The 15053-nt window shown below is 68.0% G+C and carries 12 protein-coding genes; 8 read left to right on the forward strand and 4 right to left on the reverse strand.

The window, feature by feature from the left end; translation table 11 throughout:
• Positions 1–357 precede the first annotated feature (357 nt).
• Positions 358–1350: a DUF2608 domain-containing protein gene (locus tag KOR34_RS21340; protein WP_197531648.1), complete on the reverse strand. Its 993-nt coding sequence runs from the start codon at positions 1348–1350 to the stop codon at positions 358–360.
• Between the two features lie 510 nt (positions 1351–1860).
• Between KOR34_RS21340 and KOR34_RS21345 the strand changes: the two genes are divergently transcribed.
• On the forward strand, positions 1861–3195 hold the full coding sequence (locus KOR34_RS21345) for a hypothetical protein (protein WP_228714730.1): 1335 nt from the start codon (positions 1861–1863) through the stop codon (positions 3193–3195).
• A 191-nt stretch (positions 3196–3386) separates the two neighbouring features.
• Positions 3387–3647: a DUF3253 domain-containing protein gene (locus KOR34_RS21350; RefSeq protein ID WP_197531649.1), complete on the forward strand. Its 261-nt coding sequence runs from the start codon at positions 3387–3389 to the stop codon at positions 3645–3647.
• 9 nt (positions 3648–3656) lie between these two features.
• On the opposite strand, the gene KOR34_RS21355 is transcribed toward KOR34_RS21350, so the two are convergent.
• Complete coding sequence (locus KOR34_RS21355) at positions 3657–5027, reverse strand: GTP-binding protein (protein WP_228714731.1); 1371 nt, start codon at positions 5025–5027, stop codon at positions 3657–3659.
• Positions 5028–5118: 91 nt separating this feature from the next.
• Positions 5119–6168, reverse strand: a complete 1050-nt coding sequence (gene epmB, locus KOR34_RS21360; RefSeq protein ID WP_146568074.1) for an EF-P beta-lysylation protein EpmB — start codon at positions 6166–6168, stop codon at positions 5119–5121.
• A gap of 192 nt (positions 6169–6360) precedes the next feature.
• On the opposite strand from epmB, the gene efp reads away from it, so the two are divergent.
• The 6 genes from efp (at position 6361) to KOR34_RS21390 (ending at position 13440) form a co-directional block, all read left to right on the forward strand.
• Positions 6361–6936, forward strand: a complete 576-nt coding sequence (efp, locus tag KOR34_RS21365; protein WP_146568076.1) for an elongation factor P — start codon at positions 6361–6363, stop codon at positions 6934–6936.
• Between the two features lie 69 nt (positions 6937–7005).
• Entirely contained in the window at positions 7006–7593 is a 588-nt protein-coding gene (gene def, locus KOR34_RS21370; RefSeq protein ID WP_146568078.1) for a peptide deformylase, read from the forward strand.
• 82 nt (positions 7594–7675) lie between these two features.
• Positions 7676–8614 carry a methionyl-tRNA formyltransferase gene (gene fmt / locus KOR34_RS21375; RefSeq protein WP_146568080.1) on the forward strand — a complete coding sequence of 313 codons (939 nt, stop codon included), beginning with the start codon at positions 7676–7678 and terminating at the stop codon, positions 8612–8614.
• Positions 8615–9066: 452 nt separating this feature from the next.
• A complete protein-coding gene (locus KOR34_RS21380; RefSeq protein WP_146568082.1) occupies positions 9067–9255 on the forward strand; it encodes a hypothetical protein in 189 nt (62 codons plus the stop codon).
• 99 nt (positions 9256–9354) lie between these two features.
• Positions 9355–10794 (forward strand): tRNA (N6-isopentenyl adenosine(37)-C2)-methylthiotransferase MiaB, encoded by a 1440-nt coding sequence (gene miaB / locus KOR34_RS21385; protein ID WP_197531688.1) that lies wholly within the window; start codon positions 9355–9357, stop codon positions 10792–10794.
• A gap of 1179 nt (positions 10795–11973) precedes the next feature.
• Entirely contained in the window at positions 11974–13440 is a 1467-nt protein-coding gene (locus tag KOR34_RS21390) for a TIGR04222 domain-containing membrane protein (RefSeq protein WP_197531650.1), read from the forward strand.
• Here KOR34_RS21390 and KOR34_RS21395 read toward each other — a convergent pair.
• The gene (locus KOR34_RS21395; RefSeq protein WP_146568088.1) at positions 13437–14837 is read right to left on the reverse strand and encodes a DUF3466 family protein; all 1401 of its coding nucleotides are present in this window, start codon (positions 14835–14837) and stop codon (positions 13437–13439) included. The two genes, KOR34_RS21390 and KOR34_RS21395, sit on opposite strands and share 4 nt — an antisense overlap.
• Between the last annotated feature and the right edge of the window lie 216 nt (positions 14838–15053).

The raw sequence follows: 15053 nt of genomic DNA on the forward strand, positions 1-15053 counted from the left end.
CGCTGAGGGAGCGTGAACTTCTTCGGGGCACGGTGATGCCAGTAACGACGCACCGTCCGACGACCCAGCTCGTGGGCGGCAAGCAGCAACGCGATGGGAGACTTCGTCGTTCGCACCCACACCGTACGGAAACAACACTACCTACAGTTTAGCTAGCAACGATAAGATTTCTACAGAGCTACAAAAGTCGCCCGAGCAAGACCCAGGGGGATCTGCCAGACACTGCTATACAAGCGTGAGACGGGCCTGTGGGCTTGAGGTGGGGGCCGACTTTTGTCCCTAAGAATCGATAGCGCCAAAAGGGACAAAAGTCGCGGCGGGCGTGGAGCGTTGAGCCAGGTTGAGGCAATGCCCGCGCTACTGCATCAGCACGGTGTCGATCGCCCGTTGCAGGCGGCGCCAGCCGTTCACTTCTTGGCGTTTGTCGGACGCCTCGAACGCGGCGACGTTGCCGTCCTCGCGGGAGTAGCGGATAGTGGCCAGGTCCATGGGCGAGTCGGCCAGCGCGTCGTGCACGCGCTGGGTGTGCTTCTGGTGGTCGTCCACAAACACGACGGCCCGGAACGTGCGCGACTCGTGCCGCGCGCCGTCGTCGGGGATCGCCCTGGCTAGCAGCGTCTGCAGCATGTGGCCCTTGTGCTGGCCGGCGGTCATGTAGATCCCGCCAGAGTAGCTAACCGGCGACAGCCGGTCTTTGATGGTCTCGATGATGTCGGCCGACAGCCCGTGCGCGTCGGGCAGCGCGGGGTCGAAGGGCAGGAACAGGCCCCGCCGCTCGTCGATCCGCAGCGCGGACTTGGCAAAGTCGTACCCGTTGCGGGCCAGCTCGCGCTGGGCGGCGTTGCGGAAGTCGTCCGACCGTGAGGTCAGCACCACGGTCGTTACGCCAATGTCCTGGATCGCCTTGATGTGCTCGGGCAGGTCGGGCTCGGGCGGGTGCATGCCGCTGAGTGCGAACAGCGTCCCCTGGACCTCGAGCAGGCCCGGGAAGTCTTCGGCCACCAGGTGCGGCGAGTCTGGGTCGGACTTCAGCAGGCCGTCCTGCCAGGTGAACCACTGGTCGCTGCCGAGGTGCTGGTTCATCGCCAGCAGCGTGTTGTCGATGTCGACGACCAGCAGCACGCCCGCGGCGGTGTGCCTGGCCGCGAACTCCGCTACCTGATCGACCACCCGCACAAAGTCGGCGGTCGTGACGTCGGTCCGCACCGGCGCATCGGCTGCGACCGTGGCCGCCGTCGTGGCGGACTCAGGAGCGGGGGCGGCAACGGCGGCTTCCTGCCCAAACGCCAGCGGCGCCGGGAGGCAGGCAAGAACGATCGCGATCAAGCAGCGGCGGAGAGGGACGAGCAAGGGGCCTACCTGGTGACGGTTTCGGGGACGCTGCGCCGGCTCGCGACGCGTCATCGGCGCTGCCCGCGCCAAACCCCCATTCTAACAAGCCGCGGGCCGCCCTGGCGGGGTCTGCGGGCAGATGCGGCGACCGGTTTGGCGGCGGGGCGAAACTCGGCTGTTCGCCCCGGATTCTTGCTGAAACCGGCCACGCGGTGCGGTCCAATCGGGGATCAGCCGCCAGCCTTAGGGCCGAGCCAGGTTGAGTCATCGTCAGGTAACCGCCGACGGTAGCGGGCCGACTGGTGCTCGCGCCGGGCGCCGGCCCGCGCGTGACACCCGCCGCCCATTCGACCACAATGGGGGCACGTTGGCGGCTCGCAGGCGTTGGCCCGTCCACGCCTTTCCTGGCGCGGTCCGCACGGCACGTGTGTTCCCCACCCGCCCCGCTGACGGAGAAGAGTCTTGATCGGTTTACCGCTCCCGCTGCGCCGTTTGGTTGTTGCTTATTCGTCCCTAGCTCCGCTGCTGTTGGCCGCCCCCGCCGCGGCGGCGCCGCCGTGCAAGGTGAAGGTAGTCGACAAAGAGAACGGCTGGCCCGTGCCGCTGGTCGAGCTGACCACCACGAGCCAGGTCTCGCTGGTGACGGACAACGCTGGCGTTGTGGCGTTCGACCTGCCGGAATTCCTCGGCCGCGAGACCTGGCTGCGCGTCCGCTCGCACGGCTACGAGGTCCCCGAGGACGGCTTCGGCTACCGCGGCGTGCGGGTCACGCCAACTGCCGGCGGCGAGGTGACCATCGAGGTCGAGCGGAAGCAGATCGCCAAGCGGCTCGGCCGGCTGACCGGCGGCGGGCTGTTTGCCGAGTCGCAGAAGCTGGGCGAGCACCTCGGCTGGGAGGAGTCGGGGGTGGTCGGATCGGACACGGTGCAGACGGCCCTCTACAACGGCAAGCTGTTCTGGATCTGGGGCGACACCAGCCTGCCGCGCTACCCGCTGGGCATCTTCCACACGCCCGGCGCGGTGACCGCGCGGCGTCCGCTCGGCTCGTACGAGCCGCCGGTAGCGCTCCGCTACGACTACTTCCGCAACGCGGAGGGCCGGGTGCACGGGATCGTGGAGATGCCCGGCGACGGGCCGACCTGGACGTCGGGCTTTGTCTCGCTGCCGGACGCCGAGGGCCGTGAGCACCTGGTCGGCACGTACGCCAAGATCGAGGGCATGCTGGACGCGTACGAGTTCGGGCTGGTGGAGTGGGACGCGGAGGCCGAGCGGTTCGAGCACGTCGAGACTTTCTGGAAACGCTCGCAGGAGCAGCCGAAGCCGCCCCGGCCGTACCCGGACGGCCACCCGGTGTTCTGGGAGGACGGGTCGGGCCAGCGGTGGGTGTACTTCAACGGCCCGCCCAACTTCCGCTGCCCCGCGACGTATGAGGCGTGGCGTGACCGCTCGAAGTGGGAGCGGGTCGACAACCCGCGGCGGTTCGGCACGACGGACGGCGGCTCGATCGACGCCGCTACCGCCGCGCTGGCGTGGAGCGAGTACCGGCGGAAGTGGGTGATGATCGTGCAGCAGAGGTTTGGAAAGCCGTCGGCCCTAGGCGAGGTGTGGTACCTGGAGGGCGACACGCCGCAGGGGCCATGGGGCCCGGCGGTGAAGGTCGCCACGCACCAGAACTACACCTTCTACAACATCCAGGTCGACCACTGGCTCACCGAGCCGGACGAGCCGGTGCTGTTGTTCGAAGGGACGTACACCCACACGTTCACCGACAATCAGCGGCAGACGCCGCGCTGGGACTACAACCAAGTGCTGTACCGCTTGGACCTGGACGACCCCGCATTGCGGCCAGCGCAGCGGGACTAGCGCTGGGTTGCCCGCAAGGGTCGGCGTGAGTTGCGGTGGTGCGTACTCCTCCGGTCGGGCTGTGAGGCCTGCGACCACACCGACGCGCGGACGCGCTAAAAGTTCACGGCAAGTACAGCTAGCCCGTTTTCAAGACAGACCGATAATGAAAGGTAGGCGCACCTCACCGTTCTCGATTCAAGGCAGCCGGCTTGGGTACTCTCGAAGACATGGTCATCGCGGCCTGCGTCCTGGAAATGGCGCGCGAGAGGGGACCCGGCAAGACGCTCTGCCCGTCGGAGGTCGCGCGGCGGCTCGACCCGGAAGACTGGGAGCCGCTGATGCCCCGCGTCCGCTTGGCGGCGGCCAAGCTGGCCGCCGAACGCAAGGTCCGGGTGACCCAGCAGGGCGTAGAGGTCGACCCGCTCTTAGTAAGCGGTCCGTTCCGCATCGGCGTGGTCGCCGCGGAGTGAACGGCCGACTCAGCCGGACGCGTGCCGGTTCTTCGAGAGCTTCTTCTTGATTTCGGCCTTCAGGTCGCCCAGCACCGAGGCCTTGTTGGTGTTCTCCAGCACCTGCATCACGACCTTCTTGGGTCCGCGGTCGCCCCAGCTGGAGCCCTGCTCGAAGTACACCCGCGCCGCCTGGCCCACGATGTAGCTGCCGTACCCGGCGGCCGCGGCCTGGGGCGCCGCGACCAGCGGGGCGGCCGCGCCGAGCGAGACCCCCTTCAGCAGCGACGACCCGTAGCTGGTCACCGCCTCGCCGATCATCACCCAGCCGGCCGCCTTGGCGAGCGAGAGCGCCAGGTCGCGGGCGCGGCCCATGCTCATGTCCAAGCCGTACACGTTGGCCAGCGTGGCGATCATCGCCGCGTCGACCGCCGCGCCGCCCGCCACGTCCGCCACCGCAACCGGGTTGAGCGCCACGGCGGTGGCCTTGGCCACGGCGAACGTGCGGATCACCTGGGCCGCCTTCTGGTTGCGCATCTTGACCCGCAGGGCGGCGATGCGGTCGCTGCGGTCGGCGGCGTACATCGACGCGTTCAACGCGATCAGCGACGAGCCGTCCGCCTGGAGCACCTCGAGGATCCGCTCGCGGAGCGCCTCGACGTCGGGCGGCGGCTTGCGCCACTCGCTGCGCTGCGAGCCGTCGGCGCTCTCGATCACGTACTGCAGCTCCCGCGGGTCGGCCGCGGTGGTGATGATGTTCTCCGCGTCGACCAGGCCCGCAGCCCGCTGGGTGCTGAGCACGTCGAGCAGGTCGGCGAGCTGGGCCGGCGTGTAGAGGTCGGTCTTGTTGACGACCAGCAAGATCGGCTTGTGGAACGTGGCCAGCTCGGCCAGCGCGTTGTGCTCGGTCTCGTTGAGGTCCGAGTCCGTAACGAACAGGATCAGGTCGGCCCGCTCGGCCGCCTCGCGGGCCATGTCGGCGCGCTCGGCGCCACCCACTTCGTTCAGGCCGGGCGTGTCGACCAGCACCACTTGCGACTGCTCGAAGCCCGGCAGCACATACCCGGCGCCCTCCCAGTCGAGCCGCCAGACGTCCTTGGTCCAGCCGCCACGGACGTTCACCTGCGTGACCTCCTGCCCGGCGAGCGCGTTGATCAGCGCGCTCTTGCCGGTGGAGATCTCGCCGAACACCACGATCTCCACCCGCCCGCTGCGAAGTTTGCGGGCCATGTCGCGGAGCTCGCGGAGGTCGTCCAGCAGCATGGACCGCTCGGACTCGTTGCAGCCCTCGACCTTCTCGATCGCGCGGCGGACCGCGTCGAGCGCGGACCACATCTCGCGGTCGTCGTGCTCGTCGGGCGCCGGGTCGGCGTCGGTTTGGGGGCTGTCGGGGCTCAACACGTCGGGCTGTGGGGGTGGATCGGGCGGGCGATCGGAAGCGGCGTATTCTACAGTGTAGCCCACCGTCGGGGATCGGACCCCGCCGGCGGCGCTAGCGGATCACGGTCTTGCCGGCGGCCCCAGCGTCCTCGCGGACCAGCCGCGGCACAGCGTAGCCGGGCAGCCGGCCGCGGAGCTCGGCGATGATCGCTTGGCCCAGCTCGATTGGCGTGTCAAAGTGCGCGGCGCCGGACACCTTGTCCAGCTGGTGCAGGTAGTAGGGCATCACCCGGAGGTCGACCAGCCGCTCGCACAGTTCCGCCTGGGCGTCGACAGAGTCGTTCACGCCCCGCAGCAGCACCGCCTGGTTGAGCAGCGGCACGCCGGCGTCGGCCAGCCTCGCAACCGCGCGGCCGGCCTCGACATCGAGTTCGTTCGCGTGGTTGGCGTGCAGCACTACGATCGGCGTCAGCCGCGTGCCGGTCAGCCAGGCGAGCAGCTCGTCGTTCACGCGGCTGGGGATCATCACCGGCAGCCGGGTGTGCACCCGCAGCCGCGCGACGTGCCGGACCTGGGCGATGCGGTCGGCCAATGCCGCCAGCGTGGGGTCGACCAGCGTCAGGGGGTCGCCCCCGCTGAGGATCACCTCGTGGAGGGAGTTGTCCGCGGCGATGGCGGCGAGCGCCTCATCCCAGGCCGCCAGGCCTTTGGGCGACTCGCTGTACGGGAAGTGGCGGCGGAAGCAGTACCGGCAGTGGACCGCGCAGGCGCCGGTGGTCACCATCAGGGCCCGGCCTTGGTACTTGTGCAGCAATCCGGGCGTCAGCGTGGCGGCGGCGTCCCCGACCGGGTCGGCCGAGTAGCCGGGCGCCGGTCGCAGCTCGTCGGCAAGCGGAAGCACCTGCCGCAGCAGGGGGTCGTGCGGGTCGGCCGGCCGCATGCGTCGGACATAGCCCCGTGGCGCCAGCAGCGGGAACTGCCGGGCAGCCTCCCGGGCGGACTCCGCCCACGTGCCGGGCAGGTCCAGCAGGCGGGCCAGCTCGGCCGGGTCCCGGACCGCGTCCCGCAGCTCAGACTTCCACTGCGGGCCGGGTTGGCCGGCCTGCGGCGGGGCCGGCCGTTCGGGGCGGACAAACCGCGTCGGAGAGGATAAACTGGTCAATTCGCCTGTGCTTCCGGGGGTCGGCAGTGGCCCGACCCGGTTGTATCAGTGGCGGGCGCTAGTTGGAAGGCGCTGGGCGTTTGTCCCCGCAGGACGACCGCCCCGGGGTGGACTTACGAGAACCAGCGTCCAGCGCCCTCCAGCCAGCGCCCGGCATCGGCCGAAACGAACACACACAACAGGATTTCAAACGTGGGAACACTCAGCACCAGCGACTTCCGCAAGGGCATGAAGGTCCAGATCGACGGCGTGCCCTACCTGTGCGTCGAGATGAACTTCCGCAAGCCAGGCAAGGGCGCCGCGCTCTACGAGTGCAAGATGAAGAACCTGCTCCGCAACACGGTGACCGACCGCACCTACCGCGCGGGCCAGACGCTCGAGGAAGCGGACGTGATGGAATTTACTGCGCAGTTCCTGTACAAGCAGGTCGACACGTTCGTGTTCATGAACAATCAGGATTACGAGCAGTACGAGCTGTCTGCCGACCAGGTGGGCGATCAGTGGAAGTTCTTGAAGGAGAACATGGACTGCCAGGTCATGACGTTCGACAACAACCCGATCGCGGTCACGCTGCCCAACCACGTGGTGCTGCAGGTTACGTTCGCCGAGCCCGCCCCCAAGGGCAACACGGCCACCGGCGTCACCAAACCAGTCACGCTGGAGACCGAGGGCGAGATCCTCGCGCCCGCGTTCATCAACACCGGCGACTGGCTCCGCGTCGACACCCGCACCGGTGAGTACGTCGAGCGCACCAACGCGCCCGAGTAGGCTAAGCAAATCGCCTCCCCCAGAGGGAGAGCGAGTAGAAATCGACGCGTCCGCGAACCAGACTCTGTCATGCCCCTCTCCATCATCCACTACCCGCACCCGACGCTCCGCCACACGTCGCGCCCGCTGAAACGCGTCGATGCGGACCTGAAGCGGATGGTGGCCGAGATGTTCGAACTGATGTACGAGCACGAGGGCGTGGGACTGGCCGCCAACCAGGTCGACCTGCCGTACCGGCTGTTCGTCATGAACCAGGAGGGCGACGCCGACGCCCGCGAGCACGAGCGGGTATTCATCAACCCTGTGCTCTCCAAGGGCAAAGGCTCCGAGGAGGGCCAGGAGGGCTGCCTGAGCGTCCCCGGCGTGTACGCCCAGGTGCCCCGCAAGACTTCGGTCATTGTCGAGGCGTACGACCTCTCCGGCAATGAGATCAAGGAAGAAGCCCGCGGCATGACCGCTCGGATCCTGCAGCACGAGACCGACCACCTGGACGGCGTGATGTTCTTCGACCGCATCGGCCCCACCGCCCAGGCGGCCATCGAGCCACAGATCGAGGAGTTCTTCATCGACTTCCAGAGCCGCCGCGCCGTGGGTGAGGCCCCGACCGACGAGCAGGTCGCCGCCCGGCTGGACGAGCTGGAGAAGCTGCGGACGTAGTTTCCTTACCACGAAGACTCAATAACACATAGGACATCGTTCCTCGTGTGCCGTTTGTGCCTTCGTGACTTGGTGGTTCAATATGCGGCTGATCATCCTAGGAACCGGGCCCTTCGCTGTGCCGATGATGCGGGCGCTCATCGAGAGCCCGCACGAGATCGTGCAGGTGGTCTGCAAGCCGCCCCGCGGCCGCCGCAAGGCGCCGCCCGCGCCGGTGGCGATCGCCGCCGAGGAGTCCGGGCTGCCGCTCTGGACGCCCGAGTCGGCGAACGAGCCAGAGTCCCAGCAGCGACTGGCAGAGCTCGGCGCCGACCTGTTGGTGGTGTGCGACTACGGCGAGATCCTCAAACGCGAGACGCTCGCCACAACCCGACTGGGCGGCGTGAACCTGCACGGCTCGCTGCTGCCCCGCTACCGCGGCGCCGCGCCGGTGCAGTGGGCCGTGCTCAACGGCGACGCCGAGTCCGGCGTGACCGTGATTCACATGACCCCGGCGCTCGACGCGGGGCCGGTGCTCGGGCAGGCCGCCACGCCGATCGACCCGGACGAGACCGCCGGCCAACTCGAGGCGCGGCTGGCGGAACTCGGGGCCCCGCTCACACTTCAAGTAGTCGACCAGCTCGCGGCGGGCGCCGCCGAGTCGCTGCCCCAGGACCCGGCGCAGAAGAGCCGCGCGCCGCGGCTCTCCAAAGAGCTCGGCCTGATCGACTGGTCGAAGCCGGCTAGCGAGATCAAGAACCTGGTCCGCGGCGCCCACCCCTGGCCCCGCGCCTACACGTTCTGGGACGCCGGCAAGGGAGAGCCGCTGCGGCTGGTGATCGACCGCGTGAATACTTTGCCGGAGGCCGGCCCCGCGCCCGCCGGCACGGTGGTCGACGCCAAAGACCGCCTTGTCATCGCCACCGGCGACGGCGCCATCGAGGTGCTAGAGCTGCAGCCCGCCGGCAAGAAGGCGATGGCGGTCGGCGACTGGCTCCGAGGAGCGGCCATCAAGCCGGGGGACGTGCTGGGGGGGAGCTAAGCCCCTTGGCAGGCTTCCTCCAGACGGCGTTCTCGGTAGCGTTGATAGCCTGGTCAGCGCCCGTTCTTCTCGCGCCTTGGCGGGTGACGCGGGCCAGCCGGTGGTACCCCGACCCTACGTCGCGGTTTTACGGCGTCCAGCTGCGCTTGTTTGTGCTGCTCTGGATGCAGCCCCCGGTGGTCCAACTTCTGGTGAGGGCAGCCGCGGTCTGTTTGCTGCTAACGGGCGTGGCTGGGCTGGTCGCCCGGTTCTAGCTCTCCAGCTCTTCCAACGATCGTTTGGAGTGCGGCTGGTACTGTCCGGTCTGTGTTCATCGTTGCCTGCAGGGGGCGTACGGCCGAGCGGCGGCAAGACTCGGAGGTCTGCCGTCCAGGCGGGGGCAAATCCCCCTCGCTCCGGGGGCGGGCGGGCTGGTAGGATGGGAGGGCTCCCCCTTCCGAAGGACCGACGGCATGGATGGACTCGACCGCTGGGACTACACGCTGCTAGCAGGCGCGGTGATCGCGGCTACCTGGAAGCTGATGGCGATGATGGCCGCCCGGCGGAACCAGATTGTGGCCGACGTGCAGCAGCAGATCGACGAGCAGCGCGAGCTGCAGCGGAAGCAGGCGGAGGAAGAGAGTAACAACACCGCCGCGTAGCCGCGGGCCTGGGGATGCCTCGCAGGGATCTCGGCCCGCAAGCCCGCCGGGTAAGCGAGTGGAACCGCTCCGCCGCCGAGCCTCGGAACCCGACCCCCGATATCTGACATGCCCAAGAAGCTCTACATCGAAACTGTCGGCTGCCAGATGAACCTGCTCGACAGCGAGCTGGTGGTGGCCAGCCTCCGCAAGGAGGGCTACGAGCTCACGCCAACGCCGACCGACGCCGACACCATCCTGTTCAACACCTGCAGCGTGCGGCAGCACGCGGAGGACAAGATCTACAGCGCGCTGGGCCGGCTAAAGGACGCCAAGCGTGAGAGGCCTGGCCGGGTGATCGGCGTGATGGGCTGCATGGCCCAGAAGGACCAGAAGCTGATCTTCCAGCGGGCGCCGTACGTGGACCTGATCGTGGGGCCGGGCCAGCTCCACCAGGTGCCGAGCCTGATCAAGGACATCGAACAGGACGGACAGCAGCGGATGGAGGTCAGCCTCGGCCGCAAGGACGGCAAGGTCGACACCATCAAGCGTAGCCACGAGAGCTTCGACCCGCTCCGCGACCCAACAATGCGGCCCACGCCGTTCCAGGCGTACGTGCGGATCCAGATCGGCTGCGACAAGTTCTGCACCTACTGCATCGTGCCCAGCGTACGCGGCCCCGAGCAGAGTCGCTTGCCCAGCCAGATCCTAGCCGAGGCGCAGCAGCTGGCCGACGAGGGTTGCAAGGAGATCACGCTGCTAGGTCAAACGGTCAACTCGTGGCGCTGCGAGGAGGACGGCCGCCGCTGGCGGTTCAGCGACCTCCTGAATGAGCTGCACGAGGTCGACGGGCTGGAGCGGATCAAGTTCGTCACCAGCTACCCGCGCGACATGACCGACGACGTGCTGCAGGCGGTCCGCGATCAGCCCAAGCTGTGCAAGTACCTGCACGTGCCGGCGCAGAGCGGCAGCGACGCGCAGCTCAAGCTGATGAAGCGGGGCTACACGGTCGCCGAGTACCGCGAGATGCACGACCGCGCCAAACGCTGGATGCCGGACGTGGCGATCACCAGCGACTTCATCGTCGGTTTCAGCGACGAGACCGACCAGGACTTCCAGCAGACGATGGACCTGGTCCGCGAGTGCCGCTTCAAGAACAGCTTTATCTTCAAGTACAGCGAGCGGCCCGGCACCAAGGGCGCCGAGCGGATGCCGGACAACGTGCCGGACGAGGTGAAGCGGCGCCGCAACAACGAACTGCTGCAGCTGCAGAACCAGATCAGCGAAGAGGACAACCAGCCGTTCCTGGGCCGCGCGGTTCAGGTGCTGGTCGAGGGCCCGAGCCGCGCGAGCGAGAAACGCGAGGCCGCCGGCCACGGCGTGCAGCTCACCGGCCGCACCATGTGCGACCGCATCGTGGTGTTCGACGGCAACCCCCGGCAGATCGGCCAGACGCTGCCGATCGTGATCTACGAGGCCAACGCGCACACGCTGCAGGGCATCGTGCAGACCGACCACGTTGGGCCGGAGGTGTTTGATCTTGCCGGCTCAGCGGGGTAGGGGGCATTCCAGGGACCGAAGTGTGACGAATCCCTTTGAAACCCCAGCGACAGAGCGAGTCGATTCCGACTGCGGGGGTTCCACAAGCAAGCTGGTGGCGTCGGGGTCGCGACTGTGGGCGGTTGCGGGCGTAGTTACTCCCCTGTTGTTCGCGGTCGCTACCGGGGGCTGGCTGGGCGGATTGGAAGGCACCCGCTACGAGTTGCCGGACTCCGCCAATCCTATCGTCGCATCGCTGTGGTTGGTCTGCTGCTTGCTGCTGCTCTGTGCCAATCTAGTCGTGTTCTGCCTGGTTGCTCGTATTTGGAGTGCGAAGGGGATTCTTCGACGCGGGCACGTTCTGGCCTGGACGATCGGATCCGCATTCATAACGCCTGTCATCGGGCCTCTGGGTGTAGCAATAGCATTCCGCCCCGCGCCTTCGCACGTGCTGTTATTCTTGATGTTGAACTTGCTCTACCTCACTCCGCCGTTGCTACTCAGTCAATTCGGATTGCTCTTGAGCACGTCGCGAGTCGATGCACAGAGCAGCTAGGATTCATTCCGCCGATGCGAAGAAAAGATGTAAGCTAGGCCGCGGTCCGATGTCGGGCACTAGAATGTGGCGTCTTGACGTTTGCAGGGTTGGGTGCCGATCTCCAAGCCGCCGCAAAGAAGCTCGCGCAGCAGTTGTGGCACCGAACGCGGGCGAGCAGCACCAGGCGGTACAGCAGCCGGTCCTGGCTGTTGCTGAGGTACACGCGTTCTGATTCGCAGCGGGGGCACTTCGGCATTGATGAGGTCTCCTTGATTTAAGGCATCGGCGTTCCGGCCCGTGTCGAACGGCGGAAACCGGTGGGCCCTCCATAAGACGATGCCACGGGGCTCGGCGCGTACCAGTCGTGACGCCTGTTGGGACCCCCGATTGGCGATGCGGGCCCCGGCCCGCTGACGGGTGTGGGTCCGACTTTGCCCAGCCGTCGCGAGCGGCTTGTTGAGCGTCGTGCCAGTTGTGTCGGCGGGGCAAACCACGCGGCTTGGCGTTCACCGCTCAGCGTTGCGGCTGGTACGATGGATGGCGGGAGGAATCCAACGAACCGGCCCAAGATCCGTCGGCCGCAGACGAACCACCCCCAGCTGACCCACGCTGGGTTCAACTTGCATAGAGCGGATCCGTTCTCACCCCTCGCGAGGCGGCGTATGGACGTGATGCAACAGGAGCTCTGGCGGCGGCTCGAGCGTTTTCAGTTCGACGACCCCGCATCGGCGTTCACTTTCACGCAGCGGCTAGCGCGGGAGAACCACTGGACCGTGGGTCACGCCAACGCGGTGGTCGACGAGTACCGGCGGTTCCTGTTCCTAGCGATGACCGCGGGGCACGAGGTGACGCCGTCCGAGGCGGTCGACCAGGCGTGGCACCTGCACCTGACCTACACCCGCAGCTACTGGGATGAGCTGTGCGGCGAGGTGCTCGGCTGCCCGCTGCACCACGGCCCCACCAAGGGCGGCGCCGCCGACGCGGCGCGGTTCCGCGAGCAGTACGATCAGACACTCGCCGGCTACCGCCGCGCCTTCGGCGTGGCGCCGCCGACTGACACCTGGCCGAGCGCGGACGTCCGGTTCGCCCGACGGGGCGGCATTGTGTCGGTCGACAAGCGGCGGGCGTGGGTCGTGCCGAAGCCGTGGGCTGCGCTCCGGCCGATTCAGCTCCCACGCGGCGCACGGCTGGCATTCGGCGTGGCGCCCGTGATGCTGCTGGCGATGACCAACCCATTCGACCTGAACGGCCCGGAGTTCTTGACGCTCTACGGCGCGGCGTTGGCGATGACGGTTGTGGTCGCGGCGTTGTTGCGGTGGCTGCTCCGCCCCGGCGAGCACGCCAACAGCGAGCCGCTGGACCCATACCAGGCGGCCTGCCTGTCCGACGGCGTCGATGGCGCCGTGCGGGCGGCGACCGCCTCGCTGCTCCGCGACGGCTCGATCCGGTTGGCGCCGGCCACCGGCGGTGCGACCAAGGACATGCGGTTCAGCGTTGGGAAGGGAACTCAGCCCGATGCGGACGAGCTCGAACAGCGGATCGTCGCGGCGTGCGGGGAGAACAACGGCGCGCGGTACGGGGAACTGCTCGAGCGAGGCAAGCCGGCCGCAGAGAAGGTCCAGCACCGCCTAGAGGCTTGGGGCCTGCTCGTCCCCAGCCAGGGTGTGCACTCCTGCCGCTGGGCGCCGGCGCTGCTGATGGCGGGCTTGTTCCTGTTCGGCTGCGTGAAGGTGTATGTCGGATTGCAGCGTGACAAGCCGATCGGATTCTTGGTGGCGCTCTTGTTCCTGACCTTCTTTATCACGATCTGGTTTGTTTCAAAGCCGCACCGTACGGTTGCAGGGACGCAGATGCTCAGGGCGTTGAAGCGCGAGCGGCGGGAGCTGCGCAAGAAGAAGAACCTCAAACATTCCCCGGACGAGGCCCTGGCGACCGCGTGGGCGGTCGCCCTGTTTGGCGTGGCGCCGTGCGCCTACGGCGACCTGTTGCTGCTGCCCACCGCGTGCAAGTTCCCCGACGGGCCCACCGCCAGCGGCTCGGGCTCCGGCGGTTGCGGGGGCGGCGACTCCGGAGGCGGCGGTTGCGGCGGGGGGGGCTGCGGCGGCGGGTGCGGCGGCTGTGGAGGCTAGGCGTTGAGTCGAGTCCTGTCACGCCATCGCGCGAGCCCGGCCAGAGCGGCGGCGAGCAGGGCCGCGGCGGCCGGCTCGGGCGCGGCCGACGCGTGGAGACTCAGCGCGCCGGCGGCCCCGTAGCTGTCGCGCCAAGTGGCGTACTGGGCGGCGCCGATAGGGCCACCGTCAACATCGTTCGGCAGCGAACCCGCGGGTCCGCCGAGCGCATCCCGCCACGTGGTGTAGTCGGCGGCGTTGACCACGCCGTCTTCGTTGTAGTCGCCGGCGAGGCCGTTGAAGGGGATCAGCAGGTACGCCCGGTTGTTGGGGAACGCCGCGCCGTCGAAGCGGCGGTCGCCCTGACCGACGATCCAGCCCGAGTCGTTGACGCCCCACGCGGTGTTGAGGTCGCCCCAGTCGCTCAGCCCTTCGGTGTCGGACCCGGTGAAGATGACGTGGTCCTCCAGGATGTAGCTCGTTGCGTCGTCGTCGGAGTAGATGAAGCCGCGGGCCTGGCCGCTGAGCCCGGGGTGGCGGTCGCCCTGGCCGACGACGTCGCCCCGCTCGTTGATCGCCTTGCCGAACATCCGCAGGCCGGTGCCGATCTGCGGGATCGCGGTCAGGCTGGTTGTGCCCGGCTCATAGCGGTACGTGGCGTTGGCCACGATGTCCTCGACCACCGCCTGACCGGACTCGTTGAGGTCGAACGCGCGAGAGGTAACCCCCATCAGCACCGTCTCGCCGGCGCCACTGAACAGAGTAGCTTTGCCAGATTCGTTCTCACCGAGCACAAGCCCGGCGTCGTTGATGGCGCGGCCGCGGTCGTGCCGCGTCGCCACGCTGTAGTCGCCGTCGATGTCAACGACGGGCGACGAAGCGCCCGCGTAGATGTCGATGTTGTCGGACTCGGTGGTGATGGTCCCGGCGCCGGAGGTCGCGGTGCCGACCGCCAGGCCCAGGTTGTTGATGTCCAGCGCGTCGGACGCGGGGCGGATGCCGGTGGCGGTGTCGCCCGCCAGCACGCCCAAGTTGGTAAACGTGGATCCGTTGTAGATGAAGCCGCGGGACTCGCCCACGCCGCCAAGAAACCGCGCCGTGCCGGCGACCAGGCCGTCGTCGTTGATGGCCGCCTCGCGGTAGCCGCTGCCGACGATCGAGCCGCGTGGCGAAACCACGCCGACGCCGAATGGGCTCGATACGCCGGTGGAGTGGTCGTAGTAGAAGTACGCCTCGCCGGCGGCGCCGGTCGCGACTCCGACGGCGTCGCCCGAGGCGTTGATGTCGTAGGCGATGCTGCTGTGGTAGCCGTCCGGTGTGAGGTCGCGGATGTGGTAGAAGGGCGCGGCGTCGGCCGCAGGTAGGTGGATGATTAACGATACCGCCGCTGCTAGGCCGGTCGGGACTATATGGCGCATGGCTCGAAGCCTCCCCAGGTTGGAACACGGGGAGCGGGCGGCAGGCCGCCGCCGGTCCTTGACTCCCCGTCCGTCTACCGGCGTATCAGTTTTCTGCGGGCTTGCCCGACAGACCCCGCTGGGCGCCTAGCGTCTGGCATTCGGGGGACTCTCCCCGTCGCGCAAAAAAAGCACGCCAGCTTCTCTTATGCGCACCTTCGGGCTAGACTAAAGAGG

This window comes from Posidoniimonas corsicana (genome assembly GCF_007859765.1).
Classification (GTDB): Bacteria; Planctomycetota; Planctomycetia; order Pirellulales; family Lacipirellulaceae; genus Posidoniimonas; species Posidoniimonas corsicana.